This is a genomic window from Pseudomonas machongensis (genome assembly GCF_034961125.1).
GTDB classification, from domain to species: Bacteria; Pseudomonadota; Gammaproteobacteria; order Pseudomonadales; family Pseudomonadaceae; genus Aquipseudomonas; species Aquipseudomonas machongensis.
The window spans coordinates 95,635-114,040 of record NZ_JAYFUI010000033.1 but is presented as its reverse complement, the minus strand read 5'-3'; the positions used below and the strand labels follow the sequence as shown (position 1 = coordinate 114,040).

Annotated in this window: 16 protein-coding genes; 6 read left to right on the top strand and 10 right to left on the bottom strand. The window is 62.9% G+C overall.

The window, feature by feature from the left end; genetic code table 11:
• Window positions 1-88 precede the first annotated feature (88 nt).
• Genes VA602_RS01060 through VA602_RS01050 form a run of 3 tightly spaced genes read right to left on the bottom strand, consistent with a single transcriptional unit; the run spans window position 89 to window position 5,556 of the window.
• Window positions 89-547 (bottom strand): hypothetical protein, encoded by a 459-nt coding sequence (locus VA602_RS01060; RefSeq protein ID WP_323452231.1) that lies wholly within the window; start codon window positions 545-547, stop codon window positions 89-91.
• Complete coding sequence (locus VA602_RS01055) at window positions 525-5,102, bottom strand: RHS repeat-associated core domain-containing protein (protein WP_323452230.1); 4,578 nt, start codon at window positions 5,100-5,102, stop codon at window positions 525-527. Before VA602_RS01055 ends, VA602_RS01060 begins: the two co-directional genes overlap by 23 nt.
• 28 nt (window positions 5,103-5,130) lie before the next feature.
• On the bottom strand, window positions 5,131-5,556 hold the full coding sequence (locus VA602_RS01050) for a DcrB-related protein (RefSeq protein WP_323452229.1): 426 nt from the start codon (window positions 5,554-5,556) through the stop codon (window positions 5,131-5,133).
• Between the two features lie 149 nt (window positions 5,557-5,705).
• Here VA602_RS01050 and pcaQ point away from each other — a divergent pair, with 149 nt between their 5' ends.
• The 5 genes from pcaQ to VA602_RS01025 all read left to right on the top strand — a co-directional run bounded on the left by pcaQ (window position 5,706) and on the right by VA602_RS01025 (window position 9,072).
• A complete protein-coding gene (pcaQ, locus tag VA602_RS01045) occupies window positions 5,706-6,638 on the top strand; it encodes a pca operon transcription factor PcaQ (protein ID WP_125931795.1) in 933 nt (310 codons plus the stop codon).
• A gap of 144 nt (window positions 6,639-6,782) precedes the next feature.
• The gene (locus tag VA602_RS01040) at window positions 6,783-7,517 is read left to right on the top strand and encodes an FKBP-type peptidyl-prolyl cis-trans isomerase (RefSeq protein WP_054890905.1); all 735 of its coding nucleotides are present in this window, start codon (window positions 6,783-6,785) and stop codon (window positions 7,515-7,517) included.
• A gap of 291 nt (window positions 7,518-7,808) precedes the next feature.
• On the top strand, window positions 7,809-8,249 hold the full coding sequence (locus VA602_RS01035; RefSeq protein ID WP_323452228.1) for a YkvA family protein: 441 nt from the start codon (window positions 7,809-7,811) through the stop codon (window positions 8,247-8,249).
• Between the two features lie 89 nt (window positions 8,250-8,338).
• Complete coding sequence (locus tag VA602_RS01030; RefSeq protein ID WP_323452227.1) at window positions 8,339-8,698, top strand: helix-turn-helix domain-containing protein; 360 nt, start codon at window positions 8,339-8,341, stop codon at window positions 8,696-8,698.
• Window positions 8,695-9,072, top strand: coding sequence for a hypothetical protein (locus tag VA602_RS01025; protein ID WP_054890902.1), 378 nt, complete (start codon window positions 8,695-8,697; stop codon window positions 9,070-9,072). Before VA602_RS01030 ends, VA602_RS01025 begins: the two co-directional genes overlap by 4 nt.
• A gap of 2 nt (window positions 9,073-9,074) precedes the next feature.
• On the opposite strand, the gene VA602_RS01020 is transcribed toward VA602_RS01025, so the two are convergent.
• Both VA602_RS01020 and VA602_RS01015 read right to left on the bottom strand, forming a co-directional pair.
• Window positions 9,075-10,829 (bottom strand): bifunctional diguanylate cyclase/phosphodiesterase, encoded by a 1,755-nt coding sequence (locus VA602_RS01020; protein ID WP_323452226.1) that lies wholly within the window; start codon window positions 10,827-10,829, stop codon window positions 9,075-9,077.
• Between the two features lie 120 nt (window positions 10,830-10,949).
• Window positions 10,950-13,031, bottom strand: a complete 2,082-nt coding sequence (locus VA602_RS01015) for a carboxy terminal-processing peptidase (protein WP_176717855.1) — start codon at window positions 13,029-13,031, stop codon at window positions 10,950-10,952.
• Window positions 13,032-13,172: 141 nt separating this feature from the next.
• Between VA602_RS01015 and VA602_RS01010 the strand changes: the two genes are divergently transcribed.
• The gene (locus tag VA602_RS01010; protein WP_323452225.1) at window positions 13,173-14,135 is read left to right on the top strand and encodes an NAD(P)H-quinone oxidoreductase; all 963 of its coding nucleotides are present in this window, start codon (window positions 13,173-13,175) and stop codon (window positions 14,133-14,135) included.
• A gap of 50 nt (window positions 14,136-14,185) precedes the next feature.
• Here the strand turns inward: VA602_RS01010 and VA602_RS01005 are convergent, their stop codons facing one another.
• Genes VA602_RS01005 through VA602_RS00985 form a run of 5 tightly spaced genes read right to left on the bottom strand, consistent with a single transcriptional unit; the run spans window position 14,186 to window position 18,268 of the window.
• Window positions 14,186-14,839: an HAD family hydrolase gene (locus tag VA602_RS01005; RefSeq protein ID WP_323452224.1), complete on the bottom strand. Its 654-nt coding sequence runs from the start codon at window positions 14,837-14,839 to the stop codon at window positions 14,186-14,188.
• A 13-nt stretch (window positions 14,840-14,852) separates the two neighbouring features.
• A complete protein-coding gene (locus VA602_RS01000; protein WP_063545808.1) occupies window positions 14,853-15,842 on the bottom strand; it encodes an ABC transporter ATP-binding protein in 990 nt (329 codons plus the stop codon).
• A complete protein-coding gene (locus VA602_RS00995) occupies window positions 15,842-16,636 on the bottom strand; it encodes an ABC transporter permease (protein WP_054895577.1) in 795 nt (264 codons plus the stop codon). Before VA602_RS00995 ends, VA602_RS01000 begins: the two co-directional genes overlap by 1 nt.
• The gene (locus tag VA602_RS00990; protein ID WP_197890711.1) at window positions 16,626-17,465 is read right to left on the bottom strand and encodes an ABC transporter permease; all 840 of its coding nucleotides are present in this window, start codon (window positions 17,463-17,465) and stop codon (window positions 16,626-16,628) included. Before VA602_RS00990 ends, VA602_RS00995 begins: the two co-directional genes overlap by 11 nt.
• Complete coding sequence (locus tag VA602_RS00985) at window positions 17,462-18,268, bottom strand: alkaline phosphatase family protein (protein WP_125931639.1); 807 nt, start codon at window positions 18,266-18,268, stop codon at window positions 17,462-17,464. The genes VA602_RS00990 and VA602_RS00985 overlap by 4 nt, the downstream gene beginning before the upstream one ends.
• Window positions 18,269-18,406 lie beyond the last annotated feature (138 nt).

The following is an 18,406-nucleotide window of genomic DNA, read 5'->3' as shown; positions in this document are numbered from 1 at the left end:
AATGATTTTAATCATGCTTTTTGAGTGGCTGCTGTAAGCCGAATTATTATCGCTGATGCGTTGTGTGCTGGCACGGGATGAGTGAATTTTACTCGGTTTCGCAAAGTTTTTTCGATGGCTTGATGATGTGAATTTCAATGAAATGCTCTTCGTCGTTCAACGATATTATGAAATCCGGGTTGGTGAATGCTAGTTGAATGTCGTAGCTTTTGTTTAGGTGAAATAAGCTTTTTAAGAAGTCTCCAAATTCATGTCCGTGAAAGTTTATGCCTATCTGATTTTCAAAAAAGATCCAGCAGTCAAAGATGTTTTTTACATTGGATGCATTCATTATCGTTTTTGTGATGTCATCTGTTCTCGCTGGCTTGGGTAATAAGGCTCCATCAGGCTTTTGCGTTAGCGAGTGCATGAGGCTGATGGTTTCTCTATGCCAAGAAAAATCCTCTGGTAGTAAATTTTGAAGGCGATATGATTCAGCGCCGAGAAGGCATGAGGCATATTTTTTTGCCCTGGAAGTCAGTAGTTTATTGCTCAGGGATCGGTCCATAGTATATGTGGTGGTCTCCAGATTTAGGGGTTATCTTCAAGTATCTATTTTCTTTGAAGTCGTAATATCGCGGATCTGCACCAGGTTTCGCCTGCCCGGCGTGGGTGTGTTTTCTTGTTGCTTTGGGATCGGCGGTGTGTTCAGCCACAACTTTTTTGTGACCCTGTGCGTCGGTATATTCATAGTAACGACCATGGGAACCCTTGTCTGTTGAGTATAGGTAGTTCGTTTGTCCCCTACGCTTTTGATCGTTACCCACTGTCCATTGCCTGTCTGGTTGTTGTGAGCGCGGCACACCTGCTAGATCTTTTGCCCTGTTGAGTGCCTGCCGCCGCGTCAGCTCTTCACAAGGTGATAAACCTAGTGGGTCAGCCCATTTGAAAGGATTTGACGCATATGTGTAGGTATTTATGCCTCCCGAGATGCCAATCGGATCCTGCTGCGTAAACCGCCCCACCTCCGGATCATAGAACCTGAACGTGTTGTAGTGCAGCCCTGTCTCCCGGTCCAGGTACTGCCCCTGAAACCTCAGATTCTGCTGACGGTTCTGCCCGGCATGGTGCCATTCTTCCCGACACTTGCCCCAGGTCTCGAACTCACCTTGCCACACGGTCACGCCGTTTTCATCGGTGAGCTGCTCGGGCAGCCCGGCGAGGTTGGTGTGGAAGTAGTGCAGCAGTTCGGCGCCGGGTGCGCCGTCGAGGCGGGCGAGGGGTTCGTAGCTGTCGCTGTCGGCGTAGACGTACAGGCTGGGTTTGTCGTCCTGGATTTCCTGCAACAGGCGCAGACCCTGCCAGAGGAAAAGGGTCTGGCTGAAAGGGTTAGGGTGATCGTTACGGTACAGGCGCTTGGCGATCCGGCGGCCGAGCGGGTCGTAGTCGAATTCCACCCGCTCGAGCACCGGCCCTCGCTGCTGGTGCACGCGCACCAGACGGTGCTCGGCGTCGTATTCGAAGCACTGGATCAGGTGCGCGCCAGTGCGTTTTTCGCTGAGGCGGCCGAAGCGGTCGTAGCGGTAGCGCTTGTCCTGGTAGACCTTGAGGCGGTTGTGCCGTACGTAGCCCTTGATCGGGTAACCGTCGAGCAGGTTGCCGGCCTTGTCGTAGCCGTAGTGCTCGACCTGTTGGCCATTGCGATGGGGCAGTGTGTGGCTGGCGCCATGGATGCGTTCTGTGGGGCCATAGTCGTAGCGAACCTGGCCGCGCTGGACGTTGCCGCTGGCGTCGGTGCCGAACAGGCGACCGATGATCTGGGCGTGCGTGGGCGGCTCGCCGTCGCGGGCTCGCTGACACTGGATGAAGTCCTCGCCGATCAGGTTGTCACTGTCGTCATAACGATACTGCTTGCTCAGCAGGGCCAGGCTGCCGGGGGCTGCGCCCTGTACATGCAGGGCTTTTTCCAGCAGGCGCCCGGTGCTGTCGTAGCGGGTCCGGGTCTGGATTCGGCCTTGTGTGCGCAGGACTTCGGCATGCAGCTCGTCGCGCTCGAAATCGCAGATCACACGGCCGTCGAGGTTGAGCTGATGCAAGTGGCCGCTGCCGTAGTACAGATGGTTGAGGCGTCGGCCATCAGGCAGGGTCAGGGTCTGCAGGTTGCCCAGTTCGTCATGTTCGTAGGCAAGCCGGCCCGCTTCACCGGTTTCGCTCAGCAGTTGCCCGAGGGCGTCATGGCTGAAGGCGAGCCGTTTTGGCTCGCCCTGCAGGTTGGTGAAGGTGATCGCCAGCAGGTTGTCGGCGAGGTCATATTCGTAGTCGGTGACGCCGTCGTCGGTGCGCTTGCGCAACAGGCGCCCGGCGTCGTCGTACTCGAAGTATTGCGACTGTATCGACGCTTCGGGTTCCGGCGGGCTGCCGGTGAACGTCGGCTCGGCGTCGCGGGCCGGGTGCAGCTTCGCCTCGATGACATTGCCCGCTGCATCGTAGCGATAGCTGTGACCGCCGCCATCGAGGTTGTGCTGGGCGGCCAGGCGGTCCAGGGCATCCCAGTGGAAGGCGTAGTGCTCGCCGTTTTCGTTTTCCAGACGTTGCAGGCGGTCGTGCGCATCCCAGGCGAAGCGAAGGGTGAGCCCCATGGCGTCGGTGCGTTGGCTGAGGCGCCCACGCTCGTCGTAGTGCCATCGGGTGAGCTGCTGCCCAGGGTCGATGTGCTGGGTCAACTGCCCCGACAGGTTTACCTGGTAGCGGTCGACGCGCCCGTCTGCGCGGGTGCTTTCCAGCAGGTGGCCACGGGCGTCGAAACGATAGCGGGTGCGGTTGTTGCGGCCGTTGAAGACTTCGCTCAGGTGACCGCGCTCGTCATAGCGCCAGAGGGTGGTGCGGTTGGAGCAGTCGCTGTAGCGAATCAGTTGCCCTCGGGCGTTCCATTCCAGCTGGCGGGTCTTGCCCTGAGCATCGGTGACCTGTTCCACCCGGCCTTGCCGATCGTGACGGTAGCGCGTGGTGCGCCCCAGCGGATCGGTGGTACTGATCAGGTTGCCGCGGGTGTCGTAGGCGTTGCGATAGGTGTGGCCTGCGCCATCGCTGATGTGTGTGGGCAGCGCCCAGTGCTCGGTGTAGGTGGTGCGCTCGCAACGTCCAAGTGGGTCATGGCTTTCGATCAGGCGCCCGAGTGCATCGTAGTGGTATCGCCACTCGGCGCCTTGCGGGTCGATGCTCGCCAGCAACTGGCCCTGGACGACCTCTTCCTGCCAGCGCTGGCCCAGTGCATCTACGTACACCAATACCTCGTGCAACGGGCCCCACTCGAAATGTTCCTTGCGACCTAGGCTGTCGGTGACCTCGGTATGACCCTGCGCCAGGTCGTAGTGGAAGTGGTAGTCCTCGCCGTCTTCGCTCCAGTGACGGATCACCCGCCACTCATGGTCTGGCTGCGGCTCGAGCAGCGGCGGCAGGTTCGGTGTCGGACGAGGGACGGCGGCGAAGCGCTGCCACTGGTAATGGAAGGTCGCACCGCTGGCCAGGGTGTGACTGGCCATCAGGCCTTCAGGGGTATAGCTGAAGCGTCGCAGCACCTGGCCGCCCGGCTCGTGTACTTCGCTCAGTTGACCGGCAGGGGTGTAAGTGTAGGTGGCGAGGGTTTCACGGCGTTCGACCACAAAGTCGTTGCCCCCGCGCAGGAACAGACGTTGCACCTGGCCGACGCGGCGAGCATGCACGCTGTCGTAGAGCAGTTCGACCACCGTGCGGCCAAAGGTGTCGACCAGGTACTGCAGGCGGCCGTCGTTGTCGTAGAGCAGGTCAAGGCGGTTGAGGTTGCGATCCCCCAGTTGCACCAGGCGTGAACGACTCGGGTCGTGCGGGTCGGTGCGCAGTACCTGGTACTGGCCGCTGTAGATGTCCTCGACCACGGTGATGCCGGCATCCTGATGGAAGAACGCCAGGCCGTCGAGGCTGCTGACCAGCGCGCTGCCTGGCTGCAGGCGTCCCAGTTCGATACGCGTGCCTTCCTCGTCGACATAGATCCACAGCTCGCCCCCTTCAGGGTGGGGTACACGCTCGATGCGCACTTCATAAGGCAGGCTCCAGCCGAGGCCGAACACACCATCGTCGCGCGTGTCGTTGCTGTCGTAGCGCCGGGCCCACTCGATCGGCAGCAGGCCGGGGAGGGCGAAATCCAGGTCGTCAGGGCCGTCGAGCAGCTTGGCACCGCTGGAGACGATCACCGGATGGCCCTTGCACTTGGGAATCATCGACTTTGGCTTGGGTGCCTTGCCCGGGCGTGAGCGGGCCTTGCCGCCCCGGCGCGAGAGGAGCATGCCGGCCACGATGCCGATGATCTTGGCCAGCGCGCTCTTGCCGTCGCGGATGTCGCGCACGGTCAGGGTACCGCCGCCGATGCGCACATTGGGCGAGAAGGTCATGCCCACTGGCCCGTCGCAGGTGGTCTTGTCGCCCACCCGCACGGCGGGCTGGCCGTTGATGAAGACCTTGTCCGAACCCTGGGCGAGGAAGTTCTTGGCCGGGTGCTTGCTGCAGGTGACGGTATCCTCGCCCCTCTCCTGGGTGCCGGGATCGGCAGGAGTGGTGATGGGCGGGTTGAAGATGCTGGCGATGTCCTGGGCCATGCCGATGATCGGGAGCATCATCGAGGCGCCCAGCATGGCGTAGGCGCCGACGTTTTCCAGGATGGAGGGGGGCTCGGGACTGTCGGGCGAAGCCTCGACGCCCAGGCTGATGCCGGCAGCACGGGCAGCGGGCATGCCGTTGATATGGACGTTGGCGGAGCCGGTCAGGATGGCGCCATAGGGCTCGGGCGGGAACAACGAGTTGCCGACCCAGTCACTGAAGTCGGAAATGTGTTCGCCGATGCTCTTGTCGCCGCCGCCGGGCAGCGAACTGGCCGCGCCTACCAGCAGGCCGGCGGCCACCGGCACCAGTGCAGCCGCCGCACCGCCGGTGCCGATGGTGGCGGCGACGGCGGCGCCCAAGGCCGCACCCACTGCGGCCGTGGCGGCCGCATAGACCACCGCCTCGGTCAGCGCGCTGGTGAGCTCGGCCATCAACGGTGGGTGCAGTATCAGGTCGTCCTTGCGGGCGGCGTGGAGGTCCTGCGCCATGAATCCGGGCTTCCTTGCTGGAGGGGTGTCAGCGTATCTGCAGGCTCGCCTTGATGGCTTGCCAGTGCATGAGGTCGTTTTCCCTCAGCGGTGTCTCCTTGCTATAGCTCAGCACCATTAGACGCTGTGCCTGCACATGGGGATAGGCCAGTTGACGCTGGTGCGAGCGAATTTCGCCACGCTGGAACTGCAGGCCGACCTCCAGGCCCTGGATGGCTTGCGCCATGCCGCAGGTCGTGGCTTGAGGCTCGGTGATGTGTGCATCGAGGCGACTGCGCAGTTGTTCGAGCTGCTGGCGGTAGGCGATGTCGAAGGACTGGTCTGCGGGGAGCGGGCTGCGGGCGATCACCAAGGTGGTGCCGCGTTCGGGGAACGTCAGCATGTTCATGCTGCTGTCCTGCGGCAGCTCTGCGCCCAGGTCTAGTGATAGGTCCTGGGTTTGGTAAAGCGACATCGGTTGGCTCCTTGCCGGGGAAAGTTGCACCCTACAAATCCAGGGGCTTGAGGGCAAGCTACGCATTGTCAGAATGGGATCGAGTCGCTGTAGGAAAGGGTATTCACAGACGACTTGCAGCCCCCATGCACACAGTTACACTGCCGTGCATGAACCTCGATACCCGCATCAAGTACCGCCATCTGCTGTGCTTCCTGGAGATCGCCCGTCAGGGCAGTCTGGCCAGGGCGGCCGATGTCCTGGCGATCAGCCAGCCGGCCATTTCCAAGACGCTCAAGGAGCTTGAGGACTTGCTCGAGACGCGCCTGTTCGAGCGCACCCGACAAGGCGTAGAACTGACCTCGGCGGGTACCCGCTTCATGCGTTACGCCGGACCCAGCGTGCAGGCGTTGCGCGAAGGCGTCAGCACGGTGCGCGGCGAGGCGCGGGCGCCGTCGCAGGTGCGCATCGGCGTGCTGTCGACGGTCGAGGGATTGTTGATGCCGGAGGTACTGTGTCGCCTGCACCAGCGTCATGAAGCGTTGATGATCAGCGTGGCTACGGGGGTCAGTGCCCAATTGCTGGGGCAACTGCGCCTGGGCGAGCTGGAACTGGTCGTCGGGCGGATGACCGACAGCCCGCAGATCCAGGGCCTGTCGTTCGAGCACCTGTACAGTGAGTCCATGAGCCTGGTGGTGCGTCCCGGCCATCCGTTGCTCGCGCGTCATCCCCTGGACCGAGCGCGGGTTGGCGATTACGCACTGGTGCTGCCGCCAGCAGGCACCACCATTCGCCAGCACGCCGATAGCCTGTTCGTGCAGTGCGGTATCCAGATGCCGGGGCAACGCCTGGAAACCCTGTCCCTGGCCTTGAGTCGGCGCTACCTGCTGGGCAGCGATGCGGTGTGGGTGGCACCGCGTGACGCCGTGCTGATCGACCTGCAGCGTGGTGAGCTGGTCGAGCTCGACCTGGGTGTACGCGAACCGGGAGGCTCGGTGGGTATCTGCCGCAACGCGGCCCTGCCGCAGGGGCTGGCCGCCCAATGGCTGTGCGAGGTATTGCGGGAAGTGGCAGGCGAATATCGGGCCGGCAGCTACCCTTGATTTTCACGGTGGGATGAACATCCCTTCATACAGGAACTTCCTGCCACAAACCCGCTCCTATGCCGGTAGCCATTGGTCATGGCCGCCTGATAAGCTCGCGGCTTTACCCTGATTGCCCTCATGGCGCATGAACAAGGAAATAGCATGAAACAGCATCGTTTGGCGGCTGCGGTTGCCCTGGTAGGCCTGGTCCTGGCTGGCTGCGACGCTCAGACCAGCAGCGTCGAGCTGAAGACCCCAGCACAGAAGGCCTCCTACGGTATCGGCCTCAACATGGGCAAGAGCCTGGCGCAAGAAGGCATGGATGACCTGGACTCCAAAGCGGTGGCCCTGGGTATCGAGGATGCGGTCGGCAAGAAAGAAGCCCGTCTGAAGGACGAAGAGCTGGTTGAAGCCTTCACCGCCCTGCAGAAACGCGCCGAGGAGCGTCTGGCCAAGGCCAGCGAGGAAGCGGCCGCCAAGGGCAAGAAGTTCCTTGAGGACAACGCCAAGAAGCCGGGCGTGGTCACCACCGCCTCGGGTCTGCAGTATGAAGTCGTGAAGAAGGCCGACGGCCCGCAGCCCAAACCGACCGATGTGGTTACCGTCCACTACGAAGGCAAGCTGATCGATGGCAAGGTCTTCGACAGCTCCATCGAGCGCGGCAACCCGATCGACCTGCCGGTCAGCGGCGTGATCCCAGGTTGGGTCGAAGGCCTGCAACTGATGCACGTCGGCGAGAAATACAAACTGTACATCCCGGCCGAGCTGGCTTACGGCGCCCAGAGCCCGAGCCCGCTGATCCCGGCGAACTCGGTACTGGTGTTCGACCTCGAGCTGCTGGCCATCAAGGACCCGAGCAAGCTGGACGCCGAGCCTGCCGAAGCGCCGGCCAAGTAATCTGGCAATTGCGATACCTGACGCCCCGTTTCGACGGGGCGTTTTCATTTGGGCCGCACGCTTGACGCGAACGCCGCGGGTGTCTCACTGTCTGAGCATGAGGTACCTTGACGCGTACCCAACCGCACGCCTGACGCAAATCGTTTGCCTGTCTGAAACGGTTGTGTAAAAAACGCCCGATCTGAGCGGGACCCTTGCCCCTTGGGCGCCCAGCGCCTGAAAACGCTGCCCTGTTCACAAGGTTATCCACAATAAATGTGGATAACCTTCCTGGCTGATGCTGGAGACACCATGAGCGCACCCTGGAATTTTGCCCGTTTCCTGCCGCTGGCCGAGCGCCTGCTCAGCCGTGGTCGCCTGCCGGCGCTGCTGTTCGCCGTGGCCCGCAAGGGCCCCAAGCTGGGCCAGTTGCGTGACGACCTGCGCCTGATGCAAGGCCTGTGTCTGGCCTGGTGGCGCGGCGAGTACCGTGCTGTAAGCCCCAAGGCGCTGGTGACGATCGTCGCTGGCCTGCTGTATTTCGTCAGCCCCCTGGATGCCATTCCGGACTGGATCGTCGGTGTCGGCTTTCTCGATGACATCGCCGTGCTGGGCTGGGTGCTGAAGACCGTCGGCGACGAGCTGGCGCGCTTCAAGGCCTGGCGCGACAGCCAGTCGCCCGAGCGCCTGCGGGTGGTCGAGCGTCTGCCGGACAGCCCGGAGGCGTTGCGCCTGGAACGTCGTCACCCTTGATTTTGGCCTGACCTGCACAGACTCCTGCACTTGGTCATATAATTGGCATAAGCATTATGCCGACGGATTACATGCAGTGAGGGGGTTGTATGGGTATTCAGGTCATCAGTCGGGACGGTCAGCCCGAGTATGCAGTTGTTCCCTGGGCCCAGTACCAGGCGCTGCTCGCGGCAGCCGGGCAGGCGCCAGCCAATATCGACGAACCTCAGGCTGCGGTCACTGAAGGCCGTGGCGAAGTCATCGAGCAAAGCGCCAGCTTGCCCGCCCTGGGCGAGCTGGCGCAGTTGCGTCAGGCCAAGGGCCTGGCCCCCGAGCAACTGGCCCGCAGCGTCGGCATCAGCCCCTCGTACCTGGCCATGATCGAGTCGGGCGAGCGTGTGCCTGATGCGGCGATCCAGCGCAGCCTGGCGTGGCACTTGGGAATCGCCGGCTGGAGCGATCCATCATGAGCCAGGTCAGGATCAGTCGTCAGCAATGGCAGCGCCTGCTGGACGAGCTCGACCTGGCCCGCCGTCAACGCCACCTGCTCACCTACAGGGCGCTGCTCGAGCGCCTGGAGTTGCCCACCCCCGCCATGCAAACCCTCACCGCCGCCCTGGAGTACCTGGCGCTGCTCGACGCGCGCGCCGAGCAGCCGCTGCGCAGTTCGCTGGTGATCAGCCAGGGGGCCAGCCGCCTGCCGCGTACCGGCTTCTTCGAGTGTGTCGAGCGCCTGGGGCGGTTTTCCGGGCCGGTGGATGGCATGGAGGCGGCGTCGTGGCATGCGTCCGAAGTGGTGCGGGTGTTCGAGTTCGCTTACCCCGAAGAAGTGACGGCAGGGTAGGGTTACAACACCCCGGTATCGATCAGGCTCAGACTGGGCCCGGCTGTATCCTTGGCCTGGCGCTTTGCCTGCGAAGCGAGATCGGCCAACTGCGCCGCATCCAGGCTGGCACAGCATTCCGGTCGCAGCAAAACCACGCCGATCGACAGCGACAGCAAGGGGAAGGTCTCCCGCTGCCCTTGGCGGTTGTGGGCGATGAAGCAACCGGCCTCCAGGTGCTCGCTGCGGTAGAAACGTCGACATTCGCGTAGAAAATTATCGATCAGCTGGTGCAGCCGCTCGCGCCAATCGACCGACCCCAAGACCAGCATGAAATCATCACCGCCGATATGCCCGACGAAGTCGCGGCGCGGATCGACGCTGTCGTTCAGGCACTGGGCCAGGCACAGCAACACCTCGTCGCCGCGGGCATAGCCATAGATATCGTTGAAGGGTTTGAAGCTGTCGATGTCGACGTAGCACACCGCCGCTGCACGCTGTTGCTCCAGCAGGCGGGTCAGGCACTGGCGGATCGGCACGTTGCCCGGCAGCAGGGTCAGGGGGTTGGCGTAGCGGGCCTGCTGGATCTTCTGCTCGGTGATCAACTTGAGCACATCGATCACCCGCCCCAGGCCCTGGTAGCGACCACCGTGGGTGATGATGAAATCTTCCTCGATGCGCTGCCGTGCGCGGCTGGTGAGCAGGCGGCTGACCTGCTGCAGCGACTGGCTGCGCTCGACTGCGAGGAAGTCTTCGTTCATCAGTCGGCTGATCGGCTTGCGGGCGAACAGGTCGGTGCCGAACGGCTGGAGCAGAACGTCGGACAGCGAATGCCGATGGACGATACCGCAGGGGTGGCCCTGGGCATCGAGCACGGCCAGGGAGTTGAGATTGGCCTGGCGGCGAAACGCTTCCAGCACCTGCTGGGTCGGGGTGTCCAGCGCGACCGCAGGCTGCTCGATCAGCAGTGCGGCGAGGTCGCTTCCTTCCTCGTTGGTCATCAGTGCACTGCCGTGCGCCGGGGGCAGCAGATTCAGACCCTCGCGCGGGGGGAATTCCTGAGGGCGGCCGAGCAGGTAGCCTTGCAACAGGTCGACGCCCATGTCGGCCAGTACGGTCAGCTCCTCGCCCAGCTCGATGCCCTCGGCAATCACCTGGGCCTTCGAGGCGCGGGCGATCTGCAGGATGGAACCAACGAATTCGCGTTTGAGCGGATCCTGATGGATGCCGTCGATGAAGTGTCGGTCGATCTTCACGTAGTTCGGACGCAGCTCCGACCACAGGCGCAAGCTCGAGTAACCGGCACCCAGGTCGTCCAGCGCGATGGAAAAGCCCATGTCCCGATAGTGATGCAAGGCGTTGGACAGCAATTGGAAGTCGTCGGTGGGGGTTTGCTCGGTCAGCTCGATCACCACACGGCTGGGTTGCAGACCGACCTGCTCGAGCATCTTCAAGGTACGCCCGGAAGGGTAGTGTGGCTCCAGCAGCGATTCGGGCGAGACATTGAGGAACAGCTTGCCTTCGAGCCCCAGCTCGCTGAAGCGTCGGCATGCGTTCTCCCGGCACAGCACTTCCAGCTCGCCCAGGCGCCCCGCCTGGCGGGCGATGGCGAACAGGTTCAGGGGCGAATGCAGAGGGCTGTTGGACGGTCCGCGGCTGAGCGCCTCATAGCCGAGGATGCGCCGCTCGGAAAGGCAGATGATCGGTTGGAACAGGCTGTGAATGCTGCGTTGAGCCAGGATGGCGCTCAAGGCACTGAGCTGTTCGGTGACGGTCATGGACTGCTTCCTGAAAATGAAAAGGCCGGACGTTTTGGCGTCCGGCCCTTCTATTTCACGACAGTGCGATGACTGTTTGATGACAGGTCACATTAATCTGCCATCACTTGGTCGAGTCGCTTACTTCTTCGCCACCTGCGAGCTCAGGCGCAGGTAGTCGAGCAGGATGCGACCGGTTTCGGCCAGGTAGGCATCATCTTCTGGCTTGGCGTCGTCCTTCTCCTCCGGCAGAGCGTCTTCGTCGACCTTCTTCAGTTCCTTGAGCGGCTCTTCGCCCTTGGCCTTGCGTCGGGTGTTCTCCAACGCCAGTTGCTTGGCCTCGATCTCGTCGTGACGGGTACGGCGATCCTGCTCGTTGAGGCTGACGGTCTTCTCGTTCATCAGGCGCTGGGTCAGCGCCAGGCGGTCGCGGATGTATGTGAACTCGGCATCCTTGACGCTACGGGCTTCATGCTGCGCCTTGAGCTGGGCCAGGAATGGCTTGAACGGATCGGCTGCCGGTTTGACCACCGGGCGGATGGTGTCCCATGGCATGGCTTCGGGCAGCGCGCTCTCGCCGATTTCCTTGGTGTCGATGATCGACGGATAGTCGATGTCCGGCAGTACGCCCTGGTGCTGGGTGCTCTGGCCGGAGACTCGGTAGAACTTGGCCAGGGTGAGTTTCAGCTCGCCATGGTTCAGCGGCTGGATGGTCTGCACGGTGCCCTTGCCGAAGGTCTGGCCACCGATGATGAGCGCGCGGTGGTAGTCCTGCATGGCGCCGGCGAAGATCTCCGAAGCCGAGGCCGAGAGGCGGTTGACCAGCAGTGCCAGCGGGCCCTTGTAGAAGGCGCCGGGGTTCTCGTCCTCGAGTACGTCGACGCGGCCGTCGCTGTTGCGTACCAGCACGGTCGGGCCTTTCTCGATGAACAGGCTGGTCAGTTCGGTGGCTTCCTGCAGCGAGCCGCCGCCGTTGTTGCGCAGGTCGATGACCACGCCGTCGACCTTCTCCTTCTGCAGTTCGGTGAGCAGTTTCTTCACGTCGCGCGTGGTGCTCTTGTAGTCCGGATCGCCAGCACGGTAGGCCTTGAAGTCGAGGTAGAAGGCCGGGATCTCGATGATACCGAGCTTGTAGTCACGACCGTCCTGCTTGAGCTTGAGCACCGACTTCTTCGCCGCCTGCTCCTCGAGCTTGACCGCCTCGCGGGTGATCGAAACGATCTTGGTGGTCTGGTCGTTCGGTGCGTTGCTGGCCGGGATGATTTCAAGACGCACCACCGAGCCTTTCGGGCCACGGATCAGCTTGACCACTTCGTCCAGGCGCCAGCCGACCACGTCGACCATTTCCTTGCTGCCCTGGGCGACACCGATGATCTTGTCGGCAGGAGCGACCTGCTTGGTCTTGGCGGCAGGGCCGGCCGGTACCAGGCGCACGATCTTGACCTGGTCGTTGTCGCTCTGCAGTACAGCGCCGATGCCTTCGAGCGACAGGCTCATGTTGATGTCGAAGTTTTCGGCGTTGTCTGGCGACAGGTAGTTGGTGTGCGGATCGTAGGACTGGGCGAAGGTGTTGATGTAGGCCTGGAAGATGTCTTCGGCACGGGTCTGGTCCAGGCGCGCCAACTGGTTCTTGTAGCGCTTGGTCAGCGTTTCCTGGATCTGCTTGGGATCCTTGCCGGCCAGTTTCTGGCGCAGCACTTCATCTTTGACGCGCTTGCGCCACAGGTCGTCGAGCTCGGCCTCGTTCTTCAGCCACGGAGCGTCCTTGCGGTCGACCAGCAGGTCTTCCTTGACGGTGAAGTCGATCTTGTCGACGCCCTTGTTCAGTTCGGCCAGGGCGAAGTCCAGGCGCGATTTCACGCGGTCCAGGTAGCGCTTGTAGATGGTGAAGCCAGGGTCGAGGTTGCCGCTCTTGAGGAAGTCGTCGAACTGCGTCTTCCACTTGTCGAATTCGGCGATGTCACTGGCCATGAAATAGCTGCGTGATGGATCGAGCAGTTTGATGTAGCTGTCATAGATGATGACCGAGCGGGCATCGTCCAGCGGAGGCTTGCTGTAGTGATGGCGCTTGAGCAGCTCCACCACGTTGAGGCTGGCGACGATCTCGTCGCGGTCCGGCTGCAGGCTGTCCCATTTGTTGGCGGCGGCCGCATTGCCACCGAGCGTGAGGCTGCCGAGGCCGACCATGAGGGCGAGGGCGGTGCTGGGGAGGAAATGCTTCATGCTGATTCGACGTGGGGGCAATTGATCACGCATAGTAGGCCGTCTTTTCCGTACGCCGGTTCCATGAAACCGGCTGAATACTGCAAAAAACCCGGGACATGGCGATCCCGGGCTCAGTCATGACTCAACTATGGAGGCACTGTGAAGGCATTGCAAGGCGTTGACGGACATGTAGCCTGGGTCGAAGCCGAACGTCCGGTTTGTGACGCGGGGCAGGTACGCATTCGAGTGGCTGCGGCCGGGTTGAACCGCGCCGACCTGTTGCAGATGAAGGGTTTGTACCCGCCGCCACCCGGTGCCAGCCCTTACATGGGGCTGGAGTGCGCCGGGGTGATCGAGGAGGTGGGTGCGGGTGCAGATTGGCGCGTGGGCGATCGGGTCTGTGCGCTGCTGGCCAGTGGCGCCATGGCCGAAGAAGTGGTCGTGGATGCCCGCCATGTGCTGCCGGTGCCCGAGGGCCTGAGCCTGCACGAGGCGGCCGCGCTGCCTGAGGTGTACGCCACGGCCTGGCTGAACATCTTCCAGCTCGGGGCGGCCAAGGCGGGTGAGAAGGTACTGGTGCACGCCGGTGCCAGTGGTGTGGGCTCTGCGGCCATCCAGTTGGGCAAGGCGTTTGGTTGCCCGGTATGGGTCAGCGTCGGCTCCCAGGAGCGCCTGGACTACTGCAAGGCGCTGGGTGCTGCAGGAGGTGTGGTGCGTAACGAGAACCTCGACGCGCTCAAGGGGTTCGGGCCGTTCGATGTGATCCTCGACCCGGTAGGCGCGAGCTATGGCCCGCTCAACCTGGAGCTGCTGGCCCGCGACGGCCGCTGGGTGATCATCGGCCTGATGGGCGGGCGCAAGTTCGAAGTGGACATGGCGCTGGTGCTGGGCAAGCGCCTGGAGATCACCGGTTCCACCCTGCGCAATCGTGACGATGGCTTCAAGGCCGAGTTGCTGCGCGACCTGCAGCAGCAGGTGTGGCCGCTGTTCGCCGAAGGGCGGTTGTCGCCACAGTTGGTCGATACCTATCCAGTCGAATTCGCCCAGGCGGCGTATGCGGAGCTTGAGAGCAACCAGGTGTCCGGCAAGCTGGTGATGGTGATCGACCCTGACCTGGCGTAAGCAGACCCGGCCTCTTCACGGGTGAAGAGGCCGGAACAGGGGCATGGATCTCAGGACCAGTTCAACACAGGCCAGCCATTGGTCTGGGCATGCTCGCGCAGCACCGGGTCTGGATTCACCGCATACGGATGGTCCACCTTCAGTAACAGCGGCAGGTCGTTCCGTGAGTCGGAATAGAAGCTCGCGCCCTCCAGGTTCTCCTGCTCCTGGTCCAGCCACTCCAGCAAGCGAGTGATCTTGCCCTCGCGGTAGGTCAGCACGCCGTGGGTCTTGCCGGTGTACACGCCGTTGATCGCCTCCAGCTCGATGGCCAGGTATTCGTCGACCCCCAGGCGTGCAGCGATAGGCCCGACAAGATGCGTGCCGGAGGCGGAAATGATCAGGATGCGGTCGCCTTTCTTGCGGTGCTCGGCGATGCAGTGGCAAGCATCGCCATAGATGATCGGCTCGATCACCTCCTCCACCCAGGGCTCGACCAGGTGCTCGACCTCTTCCAGCGTGCGCCCGGCGATGGGCTCCAGGCTGAAGGCCATGTAGTCCTCCATCTGCAGGTGACCCTTGCCGTACGCCTCCATCAGTTCATGGTCGCGACGCAGGAATTCCTTGCCGTCCACCCAGCCCAGCCGGGCCATCTGTTCGCTCCACAGCGACGCGCAGTCACCGTGGATCAGGGTTTCGTCCAGATCGAAAATCGCCAGTGCCATTGCTTGAATCTCCTTAAGCCACTTCCCGCAGCGCGGTGGGGTCGATCGACAGCGACACGCGCTGCCCGTCGGCATACAGATCGGCAGACGAGCGATTGAGCACGTCCACCACCACCTCCACGCCGCGCGACTCGACACGGTAACGGATCACGTTGCCGAGCAGGCTGTGACTGCGGATCTGCCCGTCCAGTTCACCGTCCAGGCCCAGGCTGATGGACTCGGGACGGATCGCCAGGCGTGCGCTGACCGGGCGCTGCAGCAGGCGGCTGGCGCTGTCGGCGTCGAGCAGGTTGTAGTTGCCGATGAAACCGGCGGCGAACAGGTCGACAGGTGCGGTGTAGAGGGTTTCGGCGTCGCCGCTCTGGACGATGCGTCCCTGGTTCATCAGGACGATGCGGTCCGACATGGTCAGCGCCTCTTCCTGGTCGTGGGTGACGAAGATGGTGGTCAGCCCCAGCTCGCGCTGGATCGCGCGGATCTGCTCGCGCAAGTGTTTGCGGATACGCGCATCCAGCGCCGACAGCGGCTCGTCGAGCAGCAGCAGGCGCGGGCGGGTGACCAGCGAACGGGCCAGCGCCACGCGCTGGCACTGACCGCCCGACAGCTGGTGCGGATAGCGTCCGGCAAAACTGCCCAGCTCCACCAGCTCCAATGCCTCGTGCACACGCGCCTGGCTCTCCTCGGCCTTGACCTTCTGCATGCGCAGGCCAAAGGCGACGTTCTGTTCAACGGTCATGTTGGGGAACAGCGCGTAGCTCTGGAAGACCATGCCGATCCCGCGCTTCTGCGGGCTGAGTGGCACGATGTCCTGGCCGTCGAGCAGGATGCGGCCGCTGTCGACAGGTGTCAGGCCGGCGATGCAGCGCAGCAGGGTGGACTTGCCGCACCCCGACGGGCCGAGCAGGGTGACGAACTCGCCGCGTTCGATGTTGCAGTCGATGTTCTCGAAGACCGGGCTGCCGGCGTAGCTCTTTTGCAGTTTCTGGACACTGACGAAGCTCATCAGGATTTATCCTTGTTCAGGCGGTTGGCGACCCAGGTCAGTACCAGCACGAAGGCGAAATAGGAGATCACCAGCGCGCTGTTGAAGTGGCCGCTGCTGTTGCGCATGTTGTTCAGGTAGACCTGCAGGGTTTCGTAGCGGGTGCCGACCAGCAGGTTGGCGAACACGAATTCGCCGAACAGGAAGGAAAACGACAGCAGCAACGCCACCATCAGGCCCTTGCGCAGATTGGGCAGCACCACCAGAAGGGCGGCTTGCCAGGTGCTGGCGCCGAGCAGTTGCGCGGCGTCCATCAGGTCGCGCAGGTTGATCGCCTGCAGGTTGTTGGTGATCGCCCGGTACATGAAGGGCAGGGCGATGGTGAAATAGCAGCCGATCAGGATCCACGGCGTCCCGACCATGGCCATCGGCCCGCTGCCGTACAACTGCAGCAGCCCCACCGAAGACACCACCGGCGGCACCGCGAAGGGCAGCAGGATGAGAATGTTCATCAGCGCGTCGAGCTTGGGGAAGTGGTAATGCACCACGAACAGCAGCGGCAGGATCAGCACCACCGACAGTACCAACGCTCCCACGCAGACGATCAACGACTGGCCGAAGGCGGCGAGAAATCGCGGCTCGCTCCACAGTTGCACGTACCACTTGAGGGTCAGGCCGCTGGGCAGCAGGCTCGCCGACCAACTGGTAGCCAATGAGTAGAGCAGGGTGCCGGCCAGGGGCAACAGCAGGATCAGGAACAGCAGGTACACCACGGCGCGGTGGTACCAGCCGCCCTTGTGGGATTCAGCGCGCATGGTAGCTCCTTTTCAGCAGCCATTGATGGACCACCGTCACCAGGGTCATCAGCCCCACCAGCACCATGGCCAGCGCGCTGCCCAGGTTCGGGTCGAGGGTGATGTCGCCGGCCACCAGAGCGGCGATACGGATTGGCAGCACGTTGAAGTTGCCGGTGGTCAGGGCATAGACCGTGGCGTAGGCGCCCAGGGCGTTGGCCAACAGGATGACGAAGGTGCCCAGCAGTGCCGGCGTCAGCACCGGCAGGCCGATGTGCCGCCAGAACTGCCAGTGGCTGGCACCGAGCAACGCGGCGGATTCGCGCCAGTCCTCGCGCAGGGCGTCGAAGGCCGGGTAGAGCAGCAGCACGCCCAGCGGAATCTGGAAGTAGGTGTAGACGATGATCAGGCCGGTCTTGGAGTAGATGCTGAAGTCGCCGAGCAGGCCGATCTCCTTGAGCGCCAGGGTCAGTGCGCCGTTGAAGCCCAGCAGGATGATGAAGGCGAAGGCCAGTGGCACGCCGGCGAAGTTGCTGGTCATGTTGGCGAAGGCGCTGACGAAGTCGCGCAGGCGCGAATCGACCTGGCGCAACGAGTAGGCGCCGAGGGTGGCGATGAGGATGCCGAACAGGCTCGACCAGAAGCTGATCTCGAGGCTGCGTTCGATGGCCTGCAGGTAGAACTTCGAGGCGAAGATCTTGCTGAAGTTGTCCAGGCCCCAGCCACTTTCACTTTGCAGGCTGGCGATGGCGACCCAGACCAGCGGGGCGATCTGGAAGATGATGAAGAAGATGGCGAAGGGCAGCAGACAGAGCAGGGCCAGGTGGCGGCCGCGGTGGCTGGAATTCACTTGAGCAACTCCCGGCAGACCGGTTTGTCGTGGGCCGCGCCGAGCAGTTCGCAGATCGTGCCGCACAGCTCGGTCTGCAGGGGCTTGGCGGCGGGGTCGAGGCTGAAGGCGTCGCCGAAGACGAACAGCGGCACCTCGCGCTCCTCGGCCAGCAGGCCATTGTGCGAGCGGTCGTTGTTCATGCCGTGGTCGGCGGTGACCAGTACCTGATAGCCCTCTTCGAGCCACAGTGGCAGGTAGTCGGCCAGCAGGATGTCGGCGCTGCGTGCGGCGTTGCGGTACTGGCTGCTGTCCAGGCCGTGGCGGTGGCCGGCATCGTCGATGTTCATCGGGTGCACCAGCAGGAAGTTCGGGGCATGACGGCGGCGCAGGTACTCGGCGTCGGCCAGCAGGTGCGAATCGGGGTAGTGATCGGCGTAGTAGAACAGCCCGTGCTGGATCGGCAGCTTGGGCGCGTGGGTATGGCGGTCGCGGATCGGATCGAAGGGCGAGCGGTTGTACAGTTCGCTCATCCAGTGATAAGCCGCAGCTGCAGTGCCCAGCCCGGCTTCGCGGGCGTAGTGGAAGACGCTGCGCTGGTTGGACAGGCGATTGACGTTGTTGTGCACGATACCGCTGTCGATCGGCGCGACGCCGGTGAGGATGCACTCGTACAGCGGGCGTGACAGTGACGGCAATTCGCATTCCACGCGGTACAGCGCTGCGCGGTCGGCCTCGACGTAGGCATGCAGATGGCCCATGGCGTGGTGTGCGACCTGGTGGTTGAGGCCGTCGAGCAGGACCAGGATGACGTTGTGTTGCATGTTGGCTCCGCAGAGGAATGGGTCGGTACCGCGTCGTCCTTTTCGCGGGTAAACCCGCTCCCACAGGTATCGTGCAGGCCCGGAAGCTTGTGCTGCACCTGTGGGAGCGGGCTTACCCGCGTAAGGGCCGTGTCAGGC

Bases quoted from the DNA above. Each gene is read 5' to 3' on its own strand.
- VA602_RS01060 (WP_323452231.1), bottom strand. From the start codon at position 547: ATGGACCGATCCCTGAGCAATAAACTACTGACTTCCAGGGCAAAAAAA.
- VA602_RS01055 (WP_323452230.1), bottom strand. From the start codon at position 5,102: ATGGCGCAGGACCTCCACGCCGCCCGCAAGGACGACCTGATACTGCAC.
- VA602_RS01050 (WP_323452229.1), bottom strand. From the start codon at position 5,556: ATGTCGCTTTACCAAACCCAGGACCTATCACTAGACCTGGGCGCAGAG.
- pcaQ (WP_125931795.1), top strand. From the start codon at position 5,706: ATGAACCTCGATACCCGCATCAAGTACCGCCATCTGCTGTGCTTCCTG.
- VA602_RS01040 (WP_054890905.1), top strand. From the start codon at position 6,783: ATGAAACAGCATCGTTTGGCGGCTGCGGTTGCCCTGGTAGGCCTGGTC.
- VA602_RS01035 (WP_323452228.1), top strand. From the start codon at position 7,809: ATGAGCGCACCCTGGAATTTTGCCCGTTTCCTGCCGCTGGCCGAGCGC.
- VA602_RS01030 (WP_323452227.1), top strand. From the start codon at position 8,339: ATGGGTATTCAGGTCATCAGTCGGGACGGTCAGCCCGAGTATGCAGTT.
- VA602_RS01025 (WP_054890902.1), top strand. From the start codon at position 8,695: ATGAGCCAGGTCAGGATCAGTCGTCAGCAATGGCAGCGCCTGCTGGAC.
- VA602_RS01020 (WP_323452226.1), bottom strand. From the start codon at position 10,829: ATGACCGTCACCGAACAGCTCAGTGCCTTGAGCGCCATCCTGGCTCAA.
- VA602_RS01015 (WP_176717855.1), bottom strand. From the start codon at position 13,031: ATGAAGCATTTCCTCCCCAGCACCGCCCTCGCCCTCATGGTCGGCCTC.
- VA602_RS01005 (WP_323452224.1), bottom strand. From the start codon at position 14,839: ATGGCACTGGCGATTTTCGATCTGGACGAAACCCTGATCCACGGTGAC.
- VA602_RS01000 (WP_063545808.1), bottom strand. From the start codon at position 15,842: ATGAGCTTCGTCAGTGTCCAGAAACTGCAAAAGAGCTACGCCGGCAGC.
- VA602_RS00995 (WP_054895577.1), bottom strand. From the start codon at position 16,636: ATGCGCGCTGAATCCCACAAGGGCGGCTGGTACCACCGCGCCGTGGTG.
- VA602_RS00985 (WP_125931639.1), bottom strand. From the start codon at position 18,268: ATGCAACACAACGTCATCCTGGTCCTGCTCGACGGCCTCAACCACCAG.